Origin of the sequence: Spongiactinospora sp. TRM90649, from assembly GCF_029382225.1 — a bacterium.
GTDB lineage: Bacteria > Actinomycetota > Actinomycetes > Streptosporangiales > Streptosporangiaceae > Spongiactinospora.
Genome location: NZ_JARLTC010000030.1, coordinates 111,554 through 132,047 on the forward strand (window position 1 = coordinate 111,554; position 20,494 = coordinate 132,047).

Below are 20,494 nucleotides of genomic sequence, written 5' to 3' on the forward strand. Positions count from 1 at the left end.
CATCGGCCTGACTATTCATCAGGAACCCTTCCTGTTAATTTACCAGCATGAGAGATCGGCACCAACGCGCGATCGCCGCGGTCTTCGCCGTGCACGGCGCGGTCGGCGGATCGTTCGCGACCCGCGTCCCCTGGCTGCAGGAACACCTCGCGATCGACACCCGCGCGCTGGGCTTCGCCCTGCTGTGCCAGCCCATCGGCGCCTTCGTCGCCATGCCGCTGGCCGGACGCCTGGCCTACCGGTTCGGCGGCCGGGCCACGACCCGGGCGCTGCTCGCCATGTGGACCGCGCTGCTGGCGCTGCCCATGCTCGCCCCCGGCCCGATCTGGCTGGGGATGGTCTTCCTGCTGTGCGGCGCTTCGGCGGGCATGTCCGATGTCGCGATGAACGCCCAGGGCGTGACCATCGAACGGCGGCTCGGCCGTTCCATCATGTCCGGCCTGCACGGCATGTGGAGCGTGGGCAACCTGGCCGGAGCCGGGATCGGCGCGGTGGCCGCGCACTTCGGCGTGGACGCCCGGCTGCACCTGTCCGTCATGGCGGCGGCCCTGGTGGCCACGGGTCTTCGGGTGAGCCGTCCGCTGCCCGAGGCCCGGCCCGCGCCGGGCGAGCAGGCCCCGCCGCGCTTCGCCGTGCCGCCGCGCGCCGTCCTGGCCGTGGGGCTGATCGGGTTCTGCGCGACGTTCGCCGAATGGGGGGCCAGCGGCTGGGCGGCGCTCTACCTGAAGGACGTCACGGGCGCGAGCCCCGGCGTGGCCGCGGCCGGATACGCGGTGTTCGCCCTGTTCATGGTGACCACCCGGCTGAGCGGTGACGGGCTGGTCCGCAAGGTGGGCCCGGTCGCGGCGGTACGGGCCAGTGGCGCGACGGCCGTGCTCGGCGGGCTGTTGATCGTGACCGGCCGCGTCCCGGCGGTGGTCATCGCCGGATTCGCGCTGATGGGCCTGGGGCTCGCGGTCATCGTGCCGCTGGTCTTCGCGGCGGCGGGGCGAGCCGGTCCCACTCCGGCGCAGGGGGTCGCGGGCGTCGCCACGATCACCTACCTCTCCGGCCTGATCGCTCCCCCGGTGACCGGGTGGCTGGCCGGAGCCGTCGCCTTCCCGTTCGCGTTCGCGCTGGTCACGGCGCTGATGGCGGCCATGGCCTGTGCGGCGGGCGTACTCCGGCCTCGTCATCAAGGCGGAGGGCGATCATCCGGTACGACGATGAAAGACGACCGGGCCGTTGCGAGAATCAACGCGTCACCTGTCCAGGATTCGGAGACATGAGATGCCTTTAGTCCGCAGGATCGTGACCGCCGGGCTCGCCGCCGCCCTCGTCACCGCCCCGGTGCCCGCGATGGCCGCCGTCCCGGCCCCCGAGAGCGCCACGACGAAAACCCAGTCGTCCGACCTGTCCGCGATCGACCGCGCCGCCCTCAGCCGGACGCTCGGCGCGGTGGTCGAGGCGGGCATGTACGGCACATATTCGACCGTGCGGGAAGGCCGCGAGGAGTGGCGCGGCGCGGCGGGCGTGGCCGACGTCCATGCCAAGCGTCCGGTACGCCCCGGCCTGCTGCACCGCGTCGGCAGCATCACCAAGACCTTCACCGCCGTGGCCGTGCTGCAACAGGTGGCCAGGGGCGCGGTCGACCTCGACGCCCCCATCGCCCGCTACCTGCCCGACCTGGGTGAGCGGGGCCGCACCGTCACCGTGCGGATGGTGCTCAACCACACCAGCGGCATCGGCGACTACGTGCTCCCCGCCTTCCCCTCCCTCGCCCGCAACGACCCGGCGAGCCTCTTCGACAACCGCTTCCTGCGGCGCACGCCGGCGGAACTCGTGCGGTTCGGCCTGGACGCGCCGCCGACCGGCGCGCCCGGCGAGAGGTGGTCCTACTCCAACACCAACTACATCATCGCCGGGCTGCTGCTGGAGAAGGTCACCCGCACCCCGGCCGAGGTCTACATCACCAAGAACGTGATCGGGAAGGCCGGGCTGAAGCACACCTCCTTCCCGCGCACGCCGGTCATCCCCGGGCCGCACTCCAAGGCCTACGAGAACCTCTACGGGCTGATCGACCCGCCGCGCGACTTCAGCGTCTACGACATGTCGTGGGCGGGCACGGCGGGCGCGGTGGTCTCCACCATGGAGGACCTCAACGCCTTCTACCGCGCGCTGCTCACCGGCAGGATCCTCGGCGAGCGCGAACTGGCGGAGATGCGGCGCACCGTGCCCGTGTACGACGAGCAGGGGAACGTGGTCCTGGACTACGGCCTGGGCCTCTACCGTCAGGCCACCCCCTGCGGCGGCTTCTGGGGGCACGACGGCGCGGTGTTCGGCCACGGCACCATGTCGCTGTCCAGCGAGGACGGCCGGCGGCAGATCTCCATGGGGGTCAACCTGATGAAGTACCAGCGGATCGGCGAGGACGGCCGGATCCAGCCGCACCCGATCGACTTCGCGAGCGCCGATCACCTGCTCCAGGCGCTGTGCGGGCCGGGGAGCGCGGTCGCGCCGGAGGCACCGGGTGCACGGTCGGCGCCGGCCGTCCAGGTGTTCCCGACCAGCCGGCTGTGGGGCCGGGCCGGCTGACCCCTGCCCCTCGGCAGGCTCAGCCGAGCGGGGGCAGCACGTCCTTCTGCAGGGTGAGCAGGTGGTCGGTCATCGCGATGGCGCGCGGATAGGAGTCGACGGTCGGGTCGAGCAGCACGGCCTGGATCAGCGCGTCCTTCGAACGCTCGCGATACGCCTCGATGATCAGCTTGTGCACCGACAGCTGGGTGCGCAGGACGGCGGCGAGGGCCTCGGGCAGCGGGCGCATCTCGCGAGGGCGGACGCCGTCCGGGCCGACCACCGCCGGGACCTCGACCACCGAGTCGGCCGGCAGATTGGGGATCGCCCCGCCGTTGACCACGTTGACGGCGTGGATGATCCGCTCGTCGCCGCTCAGGCCCTCGATGACCGGCACACCGTGCTCGATCGACGGCACCAGCTCGGCCTCGCGCGGGTCCGGCGGCGGCGCGGGCGGCGGCTCCGACCAGGGCCGGTCGGTGTCGCCGTCGGCGATCTCGTAGATGAACCTCGGGGCCGCGCCCGTCTCCCACGGGTGGCCCCTGGCGGGGTCGTAGTAGTACTGCACGCCCGACAGCACGAAGTCGTGCCCCCAGGCAAGGTACTCGCCGTAGTGGTTGGCGCTGGGCGAGGGCCAGCGGCCGAACCGCCGCAGGATCACCCTGCCGAGTGCCAGTTCGTGCCAGCGGACCAGTTCGTCGCCGCGCGCCTCCGCCTCACGCAGGCGGGGGTAGAGGTCCTCCCCCGTGCGTGCGTCGCGCAGCGACTCGAAGACGGTGAAGTGGTTGATCCCCGCCGCCCACGCCTCCAGGTGCTCGTCCTCGATGCCGAGCAGGGCGCAGACCTGTTCGCGCCCCTTGACGATGCCGTGGCACAACCCCACGGCCCTGACCTGTGTCAGCGCGCCGACCGCCTCGACCAGGCGGTTCTCCGGATTGGTGTAGTTGAGCAGCCAGGCGTCGGGGGCCAGGCGCTCGATCGCGCGGGCCACCTCCATCAGCGGCGGGATGTTGCGCAGGGTGTGGAAGATGCCGCCGACGCCGCCGTTCTCACCGTAGGGCTGCTTGAAGCCGTACATCCTCGGCACGTGGAAGTCCATCGCCCAGTAGTGCTCGCGGCGGTGCTCGAAGCAGGTCACCACGAAAGCGGCGTCGCGCACCGCCGTGTCGAGATCGGCGGTGGCGGTGACCTGGACGGCACGGCCGAGGCGGTCGTTGAGGTGGCGGGCGTAGCCGAGGGTGCGGTCCACGGCCTCGGCGTCCACGTCCATGAGGCACACGTCGAACGGACGGGCGGCGAGGGGCCGGGAGAGGAAGAGGTCGCGAAGCGTGGCGGGGCCGAAGCAACGGCTCCCGGCTCCGATGAGTGCGATCTTCACGAAATCTCCCGCCGGTCAGGGGGGCAGTTGGGCATTGTCGCCTGATCTGTTCCTGTATAGATAAATACGTCCGGAACGAAGCCGCCGTCCACACCATTCCACACGGAGTCGGATGAATATCGCCCGCGACCGTGCTCACGCCTCCGGGCGGGCACCGCCGCGACGCCGTCCGGCGGCCACCCAGATTCCCGCGCCGACGACCACGACCGCGGCCCCCGCGAGCCACACCCAGCCGGGCACGCCCTGCTCCGCGGACTGGAGCTCGCCGGACGCATCCACCGGGGAGACCGGAGGCGCGGCGGACGTGCTCGCCGCGTCGCTCGGGGTGGTCTCGGCGCTCTCGGTGGCTTCGGGAATTGCAGTGGCCTCGGGGCTCTCGCTCTTCGGGGCGTCCACCTTGAAGGGGATCTCGCCCTCGATCGGGTGACCGTCGGTCGAGACCACGCGCCAGGCGATCACATAGCGCCCGGAGGCAAGCGGCTCCGGCACGGTCGCCACGACCGTGTGGCCGTCGGCCTCGGGCTTGTCGAGCTTCACCTGCTCGCCGCCGGTGTCGTGCAGCACGACGACGGGGAACTTGATGCCGGAGGTGAAGTCCAGCTTGATCTCCTTCAGCTCGGAGACCTTGGCGTCCTTGGCGGGCGAACTGCTCTTGAGGCGGTCGTGGGCCAGCGCGGCGGGCGCGGCGAAGGCCGCGGTGAAAGCGAGGGACAACGCGCAGCCGAGCGCGACCACAAGGCCGTCGCGTGCGATTCTCCGCACGAGTGTCATTGGTGTGCTCCAAACAGGGACGGCCCAGGTGATTCCTGGGCATGACAGGACCGGGGTGAACACGGGCCCGGCGACGATCCCGTGGCCGCCTCTCACGCGGCCGGGGCGTCCGGGCCGGGGGTGTGCCGGTCGCCGTCGTTCCTGATCAGGGGCCAGGGGTCAGGCGGGCGAACCGGCGCGGCGGAGCATCGGCGGGCCGCGACGGTGAATGGGGGCCGTGACCTCGGGCGTCACGGACGGCGGGGGCGCGGCGGCGGGTACGGCCTGCCGTACCGGCGGCACGCGCACGGGCGCGAAGGCCCCGCGCGGGACGGCCGGCAGGGGCATCCGCCACAGCCTCGCCATCAGCCACAGGGCGCTCTCGCCCCGATAGAGCCACCAGCCGGTCAGCAGCGCCACCACCAGGTGGGCCAGCGTCATGCCGCCGCCCGGATGCCCGTGCCCGGTGTCGAACACGACCAGCGGCGGGCCGTCGGGCGCACCCGGGGAGCGGTCGAACAGCTCGTGCAGCACGACCTGCGCGCCTACCGTGGCGGCGAGCACCACGCCGGGGCCGCGCTCGCGGCGGCCCATCGCCCAGGCCAGCGTGAACGCGCCCGCGGCGCCCACCGCGAGCAGCGGAAACGTGACGATCCCGCCCCCCGCGAAGGCGTGACCCGCCATCGACACGACGACGCACACCGCCGCGAAGACGGCGGCCCGCGCCAGGCGCGTCGAGGACAGCCACGGGGACACGTCAGCCATCCTCCCAGCCCACCTGATCGGTGGTCCAGCAGGCCCCGCCCACGACCTTTCGGTCGGCGGTCGATTTGACCGAAAGCATGTTTACGGGCATTGAGATTAGTACGTTCCATAGTCGGACCGGATATCCGGATCGGCCTCGTCGCCGATCTGGAACGGCCCTCGATGTGCCCCCGGCGGGTGAGGGAGACCGGGTTGCCGATTCGCCTGCCGCGCGATGCCGCAGGTCAGCATTGTAATTACAGGGCCGATAATTCATGAGATGACGGATAAATCAGATGGTACCCGAGAGCAACTGCGATCCGTACAATGTCACCTCAATCCGGGTAAACAACAATAGCAAAACGGATGGAATATCAGGCCCGAAACCCCCCTTAGGAGCCTTCAGTGACCATCAAGCGAGTCATGCTCGGAACCCTGCTCATCGCGTTGAGCGCCGGTTCCACGATCGCCGCCGCCAGCCCCTCCGCCGCCCACCAGACGAACCGGGCCGCCTTCACGATCAGCAGCAGCGCCTTCGCGCCCGGCGGGCTGATCCCCAAGGAACACGAGTGCACCAGCAGCGGCACCGGTGACCCCCGCCAGCGCAACGAGTCCCCGCCGCTGTCCTGGGCGGGCGGACCGGCCGGCGCCCAGAGCTACGCGATCGTGATGCGCGACCTGGACAACTTCAACCTCATCCACTGGGTGATCTACGACATCCCGGTCGGCACGACCGCCCTGCCGCAGAACGTCGCCCACGTCTACCAGCCCACCGTCCCGGCGGGATCCCGCCAGGTCTACTACCGGGGCAGCGCCAGCCTCTTCGGCTACCAGGGCCCGTGCTCCCCGCGCACGATCAACACCTACGAGTTCGTGGTCTACGCCCTCAACCGGGCCCGCCTGACCGAACTGAACTCCAACTCCTCGACCTCCACCGCCGCCCGAGTCATCTCCAACGCCTCCCTCGGCACCGCGAGAATCACCGGCGAGTCATAACCTCACCACCCCACCCAACGGCCGAGAGCGGGTCCCCCAAACCCGCCTCGGCCGTCTCTTTCCCCCCGCCCGAACGGGGAAAAGACAGCACGGCGGCACTCGCGCCCCTATCCACGCCGGCAATGCCCTCCGGCTCCGCCCGACCGTCAGCCTGTGTGGCGCGACCCACGGCCGAAACGCCGATGCCCATCCCCCGGCACCACCCCAACCGACGAACCCCCCGCCACCCCCCGCCCCCCTCCACCCGAGCACCGTCCCAACCCCACGACCACCGACAGCCGCTGCCCGGGGGGCTCGCTTTCTAGCGCGGTACCGTCCGGGGGAACCGCCACCGCGACGGGGGGCAAGGCCGGCGCCGCAGCGTTCTTGGGGACCGGTGGTGCCTGCGGGCCGGGGCGGTGTGGGGCGGTGTCCTGGGTGGATGGGCGATGTCGCATCTCTTCGGTACCGCCATGCCGCTGACAATGCCGAGGCGACAACCGATCACCGACGGCATGACGGCATATACTCAGAGTTATCATGCGCCACTTGCCCCCAACCGCCTGCCTTTCGGTGGGTGGCCGACGAGAGGAAATCGCATGAGTGACGGGGAGCCCAGTCCCACGGTTCGGCTTCGGCGGCTGGGGCGGGAGATGCGGAGGTTGCGGGAGGAGGCGGGGCGGACCATCCAGGATGTCGCGGGTGAGCTCGAATGGTCCACTTCGAAGATCTCGCGGCTGGAGAACGGGCTGACGCGGCGGCCCGATGTGCACGTGGTCCGGGTGTTGTGCGCGGCGTACGGGGTGGATGACGAGGAGGTCGCGGGGCGTCTGGTGGCGCTCGCGCGAGAGGCCCGGCGTCGTGGCTGGTGGGCCTCCTACCAGGACGTCTTTCCTGGGCCCTACGTCGGTCTTGAGGCCGAGGCCGCGTCGATCAAGTGTTTTCAGCTCGGGCTCATCCCCGGGCTGCTGCAGACCCCCGACTACGCGCGCGAGGTCACCCGGGCGACCGTTCCGGCGGACGATCCGGCGGAGATCGAGCGGCGGGTCGCGGGACGGATGGCGCGGCAGCGGATCCTGGAGAAGGACGATCCCACCCGGTTGTGGGCGGTCATCGACGAGGCGGCGCTGCTGCGCACCGTCCATCGGCCCCGGATACATCAGCGCCAGTTACGGCGGCTGATCGAGACGAGCCCGCTGGCGCACGTCAAGCTGCAGGTGCTGCCGATGTCGGCGGGGCCGCACGCCGGGCTCACCGGGCAGTTCGTGATCCTCGACTTCCCGGATCCGGCCGACGGGAGCGTCGTCTACCTGGAGACGGCGGCCGACGATCTCTACCTGGAGGAGACGGGTCAGCTCGACCGGTTCCGGGGGATCTTCGAGCGGCTGACGGCGTCGGCGCTCAGTGCGGAGGCGTCGCTCGCCTACCTTTCCGAACTCGCCGACGACACGTAACCGGCCAGGCCGTCGGCCAGTTCCTCCTCGTCGCCGTCGCGGTGCGCCTGGAGCGCCTGTTGCAGGGCGAACGTGCCGCGAATGACGGCGATCCGGCGGGGCAGCGTGCCGGACGACCCGCCGCCCAGCGCGAGCACCCGGCCGAGCAGCCGGTCGCCATACCCGGCCGCGATCGCGGCGAGGTCCTCGGCTGGGTCGCCGAGGCGTACGTCGTCCCAGTCGATCACGCCGCTGAGCCGGGGCGGGCCGTCGGCCGTCTCCCACAGCACGTTCTCCGGGCCGAGGTCGCCGTGCACCACCGCCCTGGTGATGTGCGGCAGGCCGTCGAGCGCGGCCAGTTCGCGCCCGGCGCGCTCCCGGCCGGCCGCCGTCATCAGCGGGAACAGCTCGGCCCGCACGTCGGACGCGAAGCTGGGCCAGCGTCCGGGCTCTTCCTCGGTGAGCGTCCGCCGCGCGTGATCGGTCGCGCCCGCCGCCTCCAGTTCGGCCAGCAGTTCGGCAAGCCCCGCGGCCACGGCCTCGGCGAAGGCGGGGGCGGCGAGCGCGGCGCGCGGCAGCGGCGCGCCGGGAATCCGCCGCACCAGCAGGTACGGCGGCGCGCCGTCGCCCCGCCCGCCGTACTCTCCCAGCACCTCGGGGGTGCGAAAGCCCAGGCCGAGCGCGGCGAGCGTCCGCAGCACCGCCGCCCGCCGGGGCAGCCGCGCGGCGGCGGCCTCGGTGCGGGCGAGATGGACCACCTGGTCGGCTCCCATCAGCACCCGGTGGAACTGTCCTTCGCGCACCTCGGGGTACTCGCCGGGCAGCGGGTCGCTCACAGCTCGGGCCGTCCGTGGTGGCGGGCCCACTCGGGGGCGAGGATCGACATCATGGTCGCGTCGACGCGCTCCCCTTCCCACAGCAGGGAGTCGCGGAGCACTCCTTCGGCGACGAATCCCGCCTTCTCGTAGGCCCGCCGGGCGCGGGGGTTGAAGGCGTACACCCACAGCGAGACCCGGTGCAGGCCCAGCTTCTCGAACGCGTACCCGACGATCAGCCGGGTCGCCTCGGTGCCGAGTCCCCGGCTCGTCGCGGAGGGGACGAGGGCGATGCGGAAGTTGCAGCTCTCGTTCGGCTCGTCCCAGTCGTTGAGGACGGCCTCGCCGACGCACTCGCCGGTGGCCCGCTCGACGACGGCCAGGTCGAGCCGGTCGTCGCACTCGGCGCGCGTGGCGTACCAGGTGCGCAGCTTGTCCGGGTCGAAGGCGCCGGCGTGGCTGCCGGTCAGCCGGGCGATCCCGGCGTCGGCCAGGATGGGCATCAGTGCGGGCAGGTCGCCGGCGGTGAGCGGCCGGAGCACGACGAGGTCGCCACCGAGGGTCGGTTTGCTGAGGAAGTCGGGACGCGCGGTGCGCTCGTGATCGGACATTGCCGCATTCTTTCCGCCCCCACCGCCCCCTGTCGCGTCGATATTTCGGGCGGGGGCAGGCGAGACCGGCAGAATGGGCGGATGCCTCTGCCTTTGTCCACCGAACGCCTCCAGGTTCGGGTTCCGCGGCCTGACGATCTCGGTTTCTTCGTGCGGATGTTCGCCGATCCCGAGGTCACCCGTTACATCGCCCGCGGGGAGACGTGGAGCGAGCAGCGCGTGCGCGAGCAGCTCGACCGGAAGATCGCCGCGCAGCGCGAGCGGGGTCACACCCTCTACACCGTCGAGCGCAGGTCGGACGGCAGGCCGGTCGGCGACTGCGGGCTGGCGCCGTGGGAGAACGGCCAGATCGAGATCGGCTGGCGCTTCGCCCGCGAGCACTGGGGGAACGGGCTGGCCCGTGAGGCCGCGCAGGCGGTGTTCGCGCACGCGCGAGACGAGCTGGGGATCAGCCGGCTGGTGTGCCTGGTCCAGGAGCCGAACGTGGCGTCGTGGCGGATCGCCGAGGGCCTCGGGTTCCGGCTGGATCGCACGGAGACGTGGGAGGGGGACCGTACGGTTCGCATCTACTCCTGGGCCCACACCACGTCCGACCACGAAGATCACCCCTGACAGGCTGCGGTAAATGTGGTTGCCAGGGGATTTACTGTTAGGAAACTTTCCTTTATGTTTGGTTTACCCCAGCCATAAAGGAGCAGTAATGCGAAGAGCGCTCACGTTCCTGGCGACGGCGGTGATAGCCATAGGCTCGACCGTCTTCATCGCCTCACCAGCGATGGCGCACGGCTACATCTCCTCGCCCCCTAGCCGGCAGGCGATGTGCGCCCAAGGGCGCGTGTCGAACTGCGGACCCATCATCTACGAGCCGCAGAGCGTGGAAGGCCCCAAGGGCCTTCGCAGCTGCGGCGCCGGACGTTGGGCCCCGCTCGACGACGAGAGCAAGGCATGGCCCGCCACCTCCGTCGGCGACAACGTCACCTTCACCTGGACGCTGACCGCCCGCCACGCCACCAGCACGTGGGAATACTTCATCGGCGGCACCAAGATCGCGTCCATCAACGACAGCGGCAGGCAGCCGCCCGCGACGGTCACGCACAACGTGAACCTCGGCGGTAGAAGCGGGCGGATCAAGCTGCTCGCCGTCTGGAACATCGCCGACACGGCCAACGCGTTCTACTCGTGCGTCGACCTGCAGGTCGGCGGTGGCCCGACCACCGGCCCGACCACCGGCCCGACCACCGGCCCCACGACCGGTCCGACCACCGGTCCGACCACCGGCCCCACGACCGGCCCCACCGGTAACCCCGGTGGCACCTGGGCCGCCGGCACCGCCTACCAGGCCGGCGCCACGGTGACCTACGGCGGTTCGACCTACCGCTGCCTCCAGGGGCACACCGCACTGGCCGGCTGGGAGCCGCCGAACGTTCCCTCCCTCTGGCAACGTGTGTAACCCACGGCTACCATGACCCCCAAGTGAAGCTCTGGCGCGGACCCGCATCGATCCGGTGCGGGTCCGTCCGTTCAGTGCGCGGATGAGCCTAACCAGGGACCTGCCGACGACCCGCTCTCCTGGGTAAGGGATCCTGGAGAGATACGTGGCCGACAATGGCCCTGAGCCGCCGCAAGTCAAGGAGGGCCCGTGACCACCTCGCCTATGAGGGACAATCTCGACCTCGCTTCGAGTGCCCGGGAATTGGCCGACAACATGCCGTCCGGCTCGCTCGACCACGCCGCCGCCGCGTCGGTGGCCATCACGTGCGCCACCACGCGCACGATCCCACAGGCCAGGGACGTACTCCAGGGGCTCACGCCCGCTCCGGTGCGTCAGGCCGCGCTCGACCTGTTCGACCGTCTGTCCACGCAGACCAGGTAGCACTCCGACCGGCCGGACCCTGGGGTCAGTCGGCGAGCAGCTCCTCGGCGACCAGCCCCAGGCCGATGCCGAGCAGCCACACGTCCTTGGCGAGCCCGACGCCCTGCTCGCTGGGCCGCAGGCTGCCCTCGCGCCGCATGCCCGGCGTCCGGTAGTACATCCCGAGCAGGCCCGCGGCGAACCCGGTGAGCGCGGCCCCGGCCACCAGCGAGGGAACCACCGGCAGCAGCAGCGCCGCGCCGAGCGCGATCTCCCCCAACGACAGCCTGCGCACGAAGTCGCGAGGCTCCAGCTCCTTCAGAAACGGAAAGGCCCCGGCGGCCATGCCGTTTCCGCGCGCCCGCTCTTCGTCGGCGTCCGCCATCGTGATCCCGGCGTTCAGGATGTAGGCGCCGGTCGCCCATCGGACGGGAAGCTGGTGGACGCGAGCCAGAATCCTCATGACGGCTCGGTGCCCGCCACATATGGGCATATGCCGTCCTTGTCGCGTGTTTGCTGGTCAGTGACCGCTTCCGGAGCCTCCGCTATCCGCCCGCACGCGCCTCCCGGCGACCCTTGACCAGATCCACCCCGGCCAGGCTCAGCGCCGCCAGCACGAACACGCACAGCATGAGCAGCGCGTGCTCGAAGGCCGAGGCCCAGTCGCCGCCGGTCTGCGCCACCGTGGCGAAGAACAGCGAGCCCACCGCGGCCACGCCGAACGCCGCGCCGATCCGCTGCCCGGTCTGCAGCATGCCCGCCGCGCTGCCGCCGCCCGCGGGCGGCACCTCCGACAACGTGATCGTCGCGTTCGGCGAGACCACCAGGCCGCTGCCGATCCCGCCGACCAGCAGCGGCAGGAGCATCGCGTAGGCGACGTCGGGACCGCTGGCGAACTGGACGGCCACCAGCACGCCGAGCAGCCCGGCGAGCACCAGGCACAGCCCGGCGGCCACGAGGGTCCGGCCGTACCTGGCCACGATCCGTCCCCCGATCATGGACGCCGTGCCGGAGCCGAGCGCGAACGGGGTGATCGCCAGACCGGCGGCCAGCGGGCTGAACCCGAGGCCGCTCTGCAGGTAGAGCGTGAAGGTGAAGAAGATCGCGGTGAAGCCGGCGAAGTAGAGCATGATCAGCCCCGCGCCCAGCGCGTAGGAGCGCTTGCGGAACAGCGACAGGTTCACCAGCGGCGTGCCGTGCCGGGCGTAGTGGCGCTCCCAGAGCACGAAGGCGATCAGGAACACCGCCGAGACCGCGAGGAGCAGCCATTTGCCCGAGCCCGCCCACTGGCGCGCCTGCGCGAACGGCAGCAGCAGCGAGACCATCCCGATGCCGAGCAGGACCACGCCGAGGGGGTCGAGGCTCTCGCACTTCTTGATCTCACCCGCCGGGAACAGCGTCCTGGCCAGCACCAGCGCCGCCAGCCCGACCGGCACGTTGACGTAGAAGACCCACCGCCAGCCCTCCTCGGCCCCCGCCACGCCGATGATGAGCCCGCCCAGCACCGGCCCCGCCGCCGTGGCGATGCCGATCGTGGTGCCCAGCGCGCCGAACGCCCGGCCGCGCTCGGCCCCGCGGAACAACTGCTGGATCAGCCCGGAGATCTGCGGATTCATCAGCCCGCTGGCCGCGCCCTGCACGAACCTGGCGCCGACCAGCCACCACACGTTCTGCGCCAGACCGGCCGCCGCGCTGGCCGTGATGAACAGCGCCAGCCCGGTCATGAACATGGTGCGCCGGGAGCGCGCGTCGCCGAGCCGCCCGCCGGGGACCAGCAGCAGGCCGAAGGCGAGGGCGTAGCCGGAGACGATCCACTGCAGCGCGCTCTCCGGCGCGTGCAGCCCGGCGCGGATGGACGGCAGCGCGACGTTGACGATGCTGACGTCGAGCAGGGACATGAACGACGCCATCAGGCCCACGCCCAGCGCGGCCCAGCGACGCCGCTCGTGACCCCGATCGGTCACGGAGCGTGCTTGGTTGACCTCCATGTGCTCAACTCCTACCCTGGCGCGTCGCTCGTGACAACGGGGTGAATCCCGGCGTAAGCCGCATGCCGTATCACCTATCGGCAAGGTTGCCGTTCCGGAGGAGGGGCCGTGCGCGATCTCGCCGAACCGGTGTACCCGCGGCCGGTGCTGGACGCTCTGCGCGAGGCACCACGTGCGCCGGCGTTCGAGCAGGGATCGCGCACGGTCTCGCGCGGCGGGCTGCTCGCGCTCGTCAGCGCGGCGGCGCGAGGGATGGCCTCGGCGGGACTCGGGCCGGGGCGCGCGACGGCGATCGCCACCGCACTGACCCCGGAGGGCTACGCGGCCGCGCTGGCGGCGCACGCGCTGGGCTGCCGGGTGGTGGGGGTGCGTCCCGGCTGGAGCGAGCGCCAGTTCGCCGCCGTGCTCGGGCGGGGAATCGACGCCGTGATCGCCGACGGCTCGCCCGCCGGGGTCGCGGCCCGGCGGTTCGCGGGGCGGGCCGTCCTGCTGCCGCTCGGCAGGTTCCCGCACTCGGGGCTGCTCGCGGGCGGCCGGGACGAGCCGCCGCCCGCCCGCGCCGGGCCGGACGACATCGCCCGGGTGAACTACACCAGCGGCAGCACCGGGGATCCCAAGGGGTGCTCCTTCACTTACCGCGCGATCGGCCTGGCGTACCGGCACGGCCGGTGGGCGCCCGGTCTGGCCGTCCTGCTCGGCCACTTCACCCGGTTCCTCGCCTTCGGCTCCTGGTCACTGCCGGTGATGACCACCTTCGCGGGCCGCTGCCTGCTGACCGGCGGTACCGTGGTGCTGCCCGAAGGGGATCCGTACCCGGCGCTCGCGCCGGTGATCGAGCGCCACCGGATCACCGCCGTCATCACCCCGGTGCCCGGCCTGCACCGGCTGCTGGCCGCGGTCCGCGACACCGGCGCGGACGTTAGCCACCTGCGCGCCCTGGTGGTCACCGGCTCCCCCGCCGCCCCGCGCCGCCTGGCCGAGGCCGTGGACCTGCTCGGCGAGGTGGTCTGGCAGGGGTACGGCCAGGCCGAGTCCGGCATGATCTCCCTGCTCACCCCCGGCGACATCGCCGAGCACCGGCAGGAGGCGCTGCGCTCGGTGGGCCGTCCGCTGCCCGCCGCCGAGGTCACCATCCGCGACGCCGGCGGCGAGCCGCTGCCCCCTGGCGAGATCGGGGAGATCCACGTGCGCGGCCCGCACATCATGCGCGAGTACTGGAACGACCGGGCGGCGACCGCCGAGGTGCTCGACGGCGGCCTGCTGCGCACGCGCGACCTCGGCCACTTCGACCGGCACGGCCTGCTGCACCTGACCGGCCGCACCCGCGACGTGATCATGGTGAACGCCGAGACCTGCCACGCCGTCGCCATCGAACGCGTGCTGAGCGGCCACGACGACGTGGACCAGGCGTACGTGGTGGGCGTGCCCGACGAGGAGACCGGCGAGGCGGTGCACGCGTTCGTGGTGCCCAGGGGCGCGCACGCGCCCGGCCGCGAGGTGCTGGCCGGGATGGTGCGCGCGGCGCTGGGCGCGGCGAGCGTGCCGCGCACGGTCACGGTGCTGCGCGAGGTCCCGCTCACGGCGGCGGGCAAACCGGATCGGCGGGCGCTAGCCGTCCTTGCCGCCGGAGGCGATCCGGCGGGCTAGCGCCAGGTTCGCGGCCTCCTGCTCCCCTCCCCCGCCCTCGTGCCCGTTGTACGGCCAGACCGTGATCTCCTTCGGCCCCGCGTAGTGGTTGTAGGCGGCGAACACCGTGGACGGCGGGCACACCTGGTCCATCAGCGCGACGGAGAACCAGGCGGGCGCGGTGGCCCGCGCCGCGAAGTGCACGCCGTCGAAGTGGGCGAGCACCCCGAACACCTCGTCGACGTCGCGGCGGTGGGTGCGCAGGTACTCGGCGATCTCCGCGCGCGACCCCACGTTGCTGATCTCCGTGGCCCGCCGGAACAGCGCCAGGGACGGCACGTCGAGCAGCACCGCGCGCGGCAGGCCCGGCGCCAGCCCCGCCACCGCCAGCGCGATCCCGCCGCCCTGGCTTCCCCCGGCGACGAGGATCCGCCCCGGGTCCACGCCGGGCAGCGCCGCCGCCGTCTCCACCGCCCGCACCGCGTCCGCGTAGACGCGCCGGTAGTAGTAGTCCTCCGGGGAGTTGAGCCCCCGGGTGAGGAACCCGGCCACCTCGGGCCCGCCGCCGCCCGCCGGGTCAGCCGTGTATCCGGGTGTCCCGGAACCGCCGCCCTGTCCCCGGGTGTCCATGACCAGCGTGGCGAACCCGGCCGCCGGATAGTCGAGCCACTGGTGCGGGTGCCCCCGCCCGATGGAGTAGCCGAGGTATCGCACCGCGCACGGCAGCGGGCCGGGCAACCCGCGCGGGCGGATGAACCAGCCGCCGATCCGGTGCCCGCCGAACCCGGAGAAGCGGACCTCCGCCACGTCCACCAGGTCGAGCGGCACATCCTGCGGGATCAGCTCGGGGTCGAGCGGATGCTCCCGCGTATTGGCGAGCGTCTCCGCCCAGAACTCCTCGAACCCGGCTGGTTCTTCACGTGGCGGGGCGAATCCCCGCAGTTCAGCGAGCGGCATGTCGAACAGGGCCATCCCGCAATGATCGTCCACCCCGCCCGGCGCACGCCCCGGAGGGTGCCCACGACGGCCGGGCGAGGCTTCAGTCCAGGACGGTGGGGGCCACCGGTGAGGAGGGCTGAGGGAATGTGCGTCTGCCGGTGATGACCGCGACGATCCGGGTGCCCGGGGGGAAGTGGCCGTCGCGGGCTCGCGCGTAGACGCCGTAGAGCATCTTGGCCACGTAGACGCGTTCCACCTCCAGGCCGTGGCGGTCCTCGAAGTCGGCGGCGAACGCCGCGAGGTCCGGGGGGACCTTGGCGTAGCCGCCGAAGTGGAAGCCGTGGTCCACCGTCCAGTTGCGGGTGGGCTCGCCGTGGGCGTCACGCTGCAGGCGGGCCACCTCGCCGGACAGGTACGCGGCGCCCTTCAGGACGGCGAAGCCCACGGCGCGCGGCCCCGGGGGCAGCCCGGCGGCGATCCCGGCCAGGGTGCCGCCGGTGCCGACCGGGCAGCAGATCAGGTCGTAGTCCATGCCCAGCTCGGCCGGAAGTTCGGCGCAGCCCCGCACCCCCGCCGCGTTGCTGCCGCCCTCGGGGATCAGGTGGAAGTCGCCGTGCCGCGCGCGCAGGGCGGCGACGACCTCCGGGGTGTCCTTGGCCCGGTAGGTGGACCTGTCCAGGTAGACCAGGCGCATCCCGTACGCCCGGGCGCAGGCCAGCGAGGGGTTGAGCGGCAGGTGCTCCTCACCCCTGATCACGCCGACGGTGGCCAGGCCGAGCCGCCGCCCGGCGGCGGCGACGGCGCGGATGTGCCCGGAGTAGGCCCCGCCGAAGGTCAGCAGCGGCCGGTCCGGGGACAGCCCGGCCAGGTTGTGCCGCAGCTTGCGCCACTTGTTGCCGGTGATCTCCGGATCGATCAGGTCGTCGCGCTTGAGCCACAGCCGCACGCCGCCGAGGCGGTCGTCGGCCAGCTCCGAGGGCGGCACCGGCGTCGGCGCCGGCAGGGGGATCGGGTCCACGGCACGCTAACCTACGTGACGTCCCCGCAGATGAGGAGTGTGCGCCCATGCGCCTTGCCGACGCTTTCCGCGACGCCTACGGGGCCGCTCCCGATGGCGTATGGCACGCGCCCGGCAGGGTCAACCTGATCGGCGAGCACACCGACTACAACGGCGGCCTGGTGCTGCCGTTCGCGGTGCCGTGGGGGGTGGGCGCCGCCGTCTCGCCGCGCGGCGACGGCGTGATCCGGCTGATGTCGCTCCAGGTCGAGGAGGAAGCACAGGTCCTCGACACGCCGGAGGCAGCCAGGGGCTGGGCCCGTTATGCGGCGGGCGTCTTCTGGGCGCTGCGCGAGGCCGGGCACGCGGTCGGCGGGGCCGACGTCGTGATCGACGGCGACGTGCCGCGCGGGGCCGGGCTGTCGTCGAGCGCCGCGCTGGAGATGTCGGTGGCGCTGGCCCTGAACGACCTGCACGGCCTCGGGCTGAGCCGGATGGACCTCGCGGTCGCGGCGCGGCGGGCCGAGAACGACTTCGCCGGGATGCCATGCGGGATCATGGACCAGGCCGCCTCTTCGCTGTGTGAGGAGGGCCGGGCGCTGTTCCTCGACTGCCGGGCGCTGGCCGGGCGCACGATCCCGCTCGATGTGGCGGCCCACGGGCTGAGCCTGCTGATCATCGACACCGGGGTCCGCCACGAGCTGGCCGACGGCCGTTACGCCGAACGGCGGGCCGAGTGCGAGAGCGCCGCGCGGCGGCTGGGCGTGGAGTCGCTGCGCGATGTCACCGACCTGGCGGGGGCGCTGGGCCGTCTGTCCGGCGCGGAACGCGACCGGGTGCAGCACGTGGTGACGGAGAACCACCGGGTGGAGGCTACCGTGGGGCTGCTGCGCGCCGGCGCCGTTGACCAGCTCGGGGCGATGCTCAACGCCTCGCACCTGTCGCTGCGCGACCAGTACCGCGTCTCCTGCCCTGAGCTCGACGTCGCGGTGGAGTCGGCCGTGCGCGGGGGCGCGCGGGGGGCCAGGATGACCGGTGGCGGCTTCGGCGGCTCGGTGGTGGCCCTGGTGCCGGAGGAGCGCCTGCCGTCCGTGCGCGAAAGCGTGGCGGGCGCGTACGCCTCGCGCGGCTGGGCCGCGCCCCGGTTCCTTCCCGCCGTTCCCTCGGCGGGAGCCCGCCGTCTGGCCTGACGGCGGGCCCATCGGGTCAGCGCGGGGCCGTGGCGGCGGCCATGGCGGCCGTCCAGTGCAGGGCCAGGCCGACCTGGGCGAACAGGCCCTTGGGGTGGTTGCGGAACAGCGGCTCGGTGCCGAAGAGCACGACGGCCGCGCCCGTCCCGGCCGTGCCCCGCACGACCGCCGCCTGACCGGCCGCGTCGGCGGGGCCGCCCCTGCCGTCCTCGCCGGCCCGCCAGTGGCCCGACACCAGCGGGCCGTCCGTGGCGTAGGACTGGACGGCGGTGACGCCGGGGCCGAGGCCGGTGAACCAGCGCGGCGAGTAGACGAACGAGTACGGCGGAGCGTCCTGGCCGGTCACGCGGACCACACCGTTGGCGTCCCTGCGCCCGGCCACCGAGGTGACCGGGAGGAGCCCCGTGGCCGCGTTGAAGGCCGAACCGGTCGACCCCCTGCCCACGACCCCGGCGCGGGGCAGGAAGCCGTCCAGGGCGCTTCTGGCGGCCGGGGTGAGCGCGGTGTAGGACAGGCCGCTGGAGACGTAGAGCACGTCGGTCGCCGACCAGTCGAAGCCGCCCGCGTTGAGCGAGGCCGTGGAGACCGGAATGACCTCGAAGCCCATCTCGCGCAGGGTGAACAGCTCGTCGGGACCGGCGGCGGCGGCGATCCGCAGGCGGCGCAGCGGGATCTCGCCGGGGGCGGCGGCGGGGCGGAACCGCACGCCGTACCGGTCGGCGAGGGTGACGGCCAGCTTGCGACGGCGGGCGGGCAGCACGGCCGAGGCGCCCGCCAGCCGTAACTCCGCGCCTGCGGCGAGCAGGTCGTTGAGCGCGGCGATCTCCCGGCCGTCGCCGAGCCGCAGCGCCAGGTCGCCCTTGCCCGCAACGTCGCCGGTGGGCGACGCCGTCGTCACCGGTACGGTCCGCAGCCGGGGCAGCGGTCCCTGCACCGGGTCCACGGTCGCGCCCCAGAGCTGGGCATGGCTCCAACCGGATATGTCATACATGGCCTCGATATTTCCGCTGATGTCGCGCCCCGGCTCCAGCATCACGTTGGCGAGCCCGCGCTTGGGCTGGTGCATGTCCACCACGTACGACCCCGCCGGATACCGCCTCGCCCCCACCGTGACGTCGCGCACCGTCCGCTCCACGCCCACGTCGTTGGCGACCAGATGGTCCACCAGCCGCGCGGCGGCCACCGCCGACTCCTGCCCCGCGCCCGACGGAATCACGTACGCCCTCGGGAACACGGTCGAGTAGACGTCCTCCGGCCCCCACCCCGGGATCTCCCCGATCGGCGGGTTGCGGCGCGGCTCACCGGCCGCTCCACGCCGGAACACCTCGATCTGGTCGGCGACGAGGTCGGCCCGGCGCTCTGAGGTGAACGCCAGCGCGGCCCGCGTCGCGGCGGCGGCCACACCGGTGTTGAACGCGGCCCGTCGGCGCAGCACGGACTCCGGGCGGGCCGTGTACTCCCCGCCGTTGACCTGCAACGGGATCTCGACGGTGTGCGAGGCGACCGCTCCGTGGAACGGCGCGTACTGCGGGGCGAAGATCGGCGGCCAGTCGTCCCAGCCGTCCACCGAGTCGCGGAACGGGATCTGCGGCGGCAGCACGCCGTCCGGGCCGCCGGTGCCGAGCGCCTTGACCGCGGCCTCCATGCCGAGCGCGTTGTCGTAGGCGTTGCGGATGAACAGGTCGTACTCGTAGTTCTGGCCGTGCGGCGGCGTGGTGGGCTCGATGAGCGTGCCGTTGACGTAGCCGTGCAGGTCCAGCATGACCACGGGCTGGGTGTCGATCACGATCTGGCGCATCGCCCTGACCTCCGGCTGGGAGGCGGTGACGAAGTCGCGGTTCAGGTCGAAGCCGTTGCCGTTGGTCCGCGCGCCCGCCACGCGGCCGTCGGGGTTCGCGGTCACGTGGAAGTACAGCCGGGTCGAGCCGAGCAGTTCGGCGGTGGCCCGGTCGGTCGCGGTGGCGAGTTCCCCGACGATCCGCAGCACGGCATCGGTGCCCTCCCACTCGTCGCCGTGGATGTTGGCGTTGACGAACACCGGGGCCTTGTACCCGGCGGCGATCCGCCGGTCGCCCGCCGCCCGCGCGGCGTCGTTCTCGATCTTCTCCCGCATCGCCTCCTGCCGGGCCGCCTCGGCGGCGCTCTCCGGCGCGGTGACGGTGACCAGATACAGGTCGCGGCCCTGCGCCGAGCGCCCGACCACCTCGGCGCTGACCCGGTCGCCGAGCCGCTGCAGCTCGTTCAGCCGGGCCGCGATCCCGTGGTACGGCACCAGCCCGAGCTTGATCGACCGGTCGTCCGGCACGACGGGCGGCACGGGTAACACGTTCCGCCGGGGATAGCCACGTTTCCGGTCCACCCCCTGGTGGACTCCCGGCGTCTGGAGCTGACGCGTCAGCGCGGCCCGCTCGTTGCGATCGGGCCCGTTGCCGTGTGTCTCCTCGCGGCCGTTGAGCGGCCCCGGCTCCGGCTCGGCCACCACCGGCGGCGTGGCCGCCAGCAGCGCCGCGGCGACCGTCACGGCGCCCAGCGCCGCCCACACGCTTGCCCTGCCGCCCACGCGAACCTCCGGAGAGCCTTCAAAGGGGGGTAAAGGCCTTCGATACCACGAGATGATCCCAAAGCCCTTCGAAATAGCAACAC

19 protein-coding genes are annotated in these 20,494 nt (G+C 72.4%); 9 read left to right on the forward strand and 10 right to left on the reverse strand.

What is annotated here, in order from left to right; translation table 11 throughout:
• Nucleotides 1–47 precede the first annotated feature (47 nt).
• Nucleotides 48–1,268 (forward strand): MFS transporter, encoded by a 1,221-nt coding sequence (locus P3X83_RS30690; RefSeq protein WP_277308773.1) that lies wholly within the window; start codon nt 48–50, stop codon nt 1,266–1,268.
• Nucleotide 1,269: 1 nt separating this feature from the next.
• Nucleotides 1,270–2,574: a serine hydrolase domain-containing protein gene (locus P3X83_RS30695; protein ID WP_277308774.1), complete on the forward strand. Its 1,305-nt coding sequence runs from the start codon at nt 1,270–1,272 to the stop codon at nt 2,572–2,574.
• 19 nt (nt 2,575–2,593) lie between these two features.
• On the opposite strand, the gene P3X83_RS30700 is transcribed toward P3X83_RS30695, so the two are convergent.
• From P3X83_RS30700 to P3X83_RS30710, 3 genes are all read right to left on the reverse strand, one after another.
• Complete coding sequence (locus tag P3X83_RS30700) at nt 2,594–3,931, reverse strand: hypothetical protein (protein WP_277308775.1); 1,338 nt, start codon at nt 3,929–3,931, stop codon at nt 2,594–2,596.
• Between the two features lie 135 nt (nt 3,932–4,066).
• Nucleotides 4,067–4,693 carry a copper resistance protein CopC gene (locus P3X83_RS30705; RefSeq protein WP_277308776.1) on the reverse strand — a complete coding sequence of 209 codons (627 nt, stop codon included), beginning with the start codon at nt 4,691–4,693 and terminating at the stop codon, nt 4,067–4,069.
• A gap of 168 nt (nt 4,694–4,861) precedes the next feature.
• Nucleotides 4,862–5,446: an MFS transporter gene (locus P3X83_RS30710; protein WP_277308777.1), complete on the reverse strand. Its 585-nt coding sequence runs from the start codon at nt 5,444–5,446 to the stop codon at nt 4,862–4,864.
• A gap of 384 nt (nt 5,447–5,830) precedes the next feature.
• On the opposite strand from P3X83_RS30710, the gene P3X83_RS30715 reads away from it, so the two are divergent.
• Entirely contained in the window at nt 5,831–6,421 is a 591-nt protein-coding gene (locus P3X83_RS30715; protein ID WP_277308778.1) for a YbhB/YbcL family Raf kinase inhibitor-like protein, read from the forward strand.
• 578 nt (nt 6,422–6,999) lie between these two features.
• On the forward strand, nt 7,000–7,854 hold the full coding sequence (locus P3X83_RS30720) for a helix-turn-helix transcriptional regulator (RefSeq protein WP_277308779.1): 855 nt from the start codon (nt 7,000–7,002) through the stop codon (nt 7,852–7,854).
• Here the strand turns inward: P3X83_RS30720 and P3X83_RS30725 are convergent.
• Both P3X83_RS30725 and P3X83_RS30730 read right to left on the reverse strand, forming a co-directional pair.
• Nucleotides 7,824–8,669 carry an aminoglycoside phosphotransferase family protein gene (locus P3X83_RS30725; RefSeq protein ID WP_277308780.1) on the reverse strand — a complete coding sequence of 282 codons (846 nt, stop codon included), beginning with the start codon at nt 8,667–8,669 and terminating at the stop codon, nt 7,824–7,826. The two genes, P3X83_RS30720 and P3X83_RS30725, sit on opposite strands and share 31 nt — an antisense overlap.
• Nucleotides 8,666–9,259 carry a GNAT family protein gene (locus P3X83_RS30730; protein ID WP_277308781.1) on the reverse strand — a complete coding sequence of 198 codons (594 nt, stop codon included), beginning with the start codon at nt 9,257–9,259 and terminating at the stop codon, nt 8,666–8,668. The genes P3X83_RS30725 and P3X83_RS30730 overlap by 4 nt, the downstream gene beginning before the upstream one ends.
• Before the next feature lie 81 nt (nt 9,260–9,340).
• On the opposite strand from P3X83_RS30730, the gene P3X83_RS30735 reads away from it, so the two are divergent.
• The 3 genes from P3X83_RS30735 to P3X83_RS30745 all read left to right on the forward strand — a co-directional run bounded on the left by P3X83_RS30735 (nt 9,341) and on the right by P3X83_RS30745 (nt 11,132).
• Nucleotides 9,341–9,871 carry a GNAT family N-acetyltransferase gene (locus tag P3X83_RS30735; protein ID WP_277308782.1) on the forward strand — a complete coding sequence of 177 codons (531 nt, stop codon included), beginning with the start codon at nt 9,341–9,343 and terminating at the stop codon, nt 9,869–9,871.
• A gap of 88 nt (nt 9,872–9,959) precedes the next feature.
• Complete coding sequence (locus tag P3X83_RS30740) at nt 9,960–10,709, forward strand: lytic polysaccharide monooxygenase (protein ID WP_277308783.1); 750 nt, start codon at nt 9,960–9,962, stop codon at nt 10,707–10,709.
• Nucleotides 10,710–10,898: 189 nt separating this feature from the next.
• Nucleotides 10,899–11,132 (forward strand): hypothetical protein, encoded by a 234-nt coding sequence (locus P3X83_RS30745; protein WP_277308784.1) that lies wholly within the window; start codon nt 10,899–10,901, stop codon nt 11,130–11,132.
• 25 nt (nt 11,133–11,157) lie between these two features.
• On the opposite strand, the gene P3X83_RS30750 is transcribed toward P3X83_RS30745, so the two are convergent.
• Together P3X83_RS30750 and P3X83_RS30755 are read right to left on the reverse strand one after the other, a co-directional pair.
• A complete protein-coding gene (locus tag P3X83_RS30750) occupies nt 11,158–11,574 on the reverse strand; it encodes a hypothetical protein (protein WP_277308785.1) in 417 nt (138 codons plus the stop codon).
• Between the two features lie 82 nt (nt 11,575–11,656).
• Nucleotides 11,657–13,075, reverse strand: a complete 1,419-nt coding sequence (locus P3X83_RS30755; protein ID WP_277308786.1) for an MFS transporter — start codon at nt 13,073–13,075, stop codon at nt 11,657–11,659.
• Between the two features lie 132 nt (nt 13,076–13,207).
• Between P3X83_RS30755 and P3X83_RS30760 the strand changes: the two genes are divergently transcribed.
• Nucleotides 13,208–14,746 (forward strand): fatty acid--CoA ligase family protein, encoded by a 1,539-nt coding sequence (locus P3X83_RS30760; RefSeq protein WP_277308787.1) that lies wholly within the window; start codon nt 13,208–13,210, stop codon nt 14,744–14,746.
• Here P3X83_RS30760 and P3X83_RS30765 read toward each other — a convergent pair.
• Together P3X83_RS30765 and P3X83_RS30770 are read right to left on the reverse strand one after the other, a co-directional pair.
• The gene (locus P3X83_RS30765) at nt 14,708–15,697 is read right to left on the reverse strand and encodes an acetylxylan esterase (RefSeq protein ID WP_277308788.1); all 990 of its coding nucleotides are present in this window, start codon (nt 15,695–15,697) and stop codon (nt 14,708–14,710) included. The genes P3X83_RS30760 and P3X83_RS30765 overlap by 39 nt on opposite strands.
• A 67-nt stretch (nt 15,698–15,764) precedes the next feature.
• On the reverse strand, nt 15,765–16,682 hold the full coding sequence (locus P3X83_RS30770) for a pyridoxal-phosphate dependent enzyme (protein WP_277308789.1): 918 nt from the start codon (nt 16,680–16,682) through the stop codon (nt 15,765–15,767).
• A gap of 47 nt (nt 16,683–16,729) precedes the next feature.
• Between P3X83_RS30770 and galK the strand changes: the two genes are divergently transcribed.
• Nucleotides 16,730–17,851: a galactokinase gene (gene galK, locus P3X83_RS30775; RefSeq protein ID WP_277308790.1), complete on the forward strand. Its 1,122-nt coding sequence runs from the start codon at nt 16,730–16,732 to the stop codon at nt 17,849–17,851.
• A gap of 16 nt (nt 17,852–17,867) precedes the next feature.
• Here the strand turns inward: galK and P3X83_RS30780 are convergent, their stop codons facing one another.
• Nucleotides 17,868–20,411, reverse strand: coding sequence for a M14 family zinc carboxypeptidase (locus P3X83_RS30780; protein ID WP_277308791.1), 2,544 nt, complete (start codon nt 20,409–20,411; stop codon nt 17,868–17,870).
• Nucleotides 20,412–20,494: the final 83 nt, after the last annotated feature.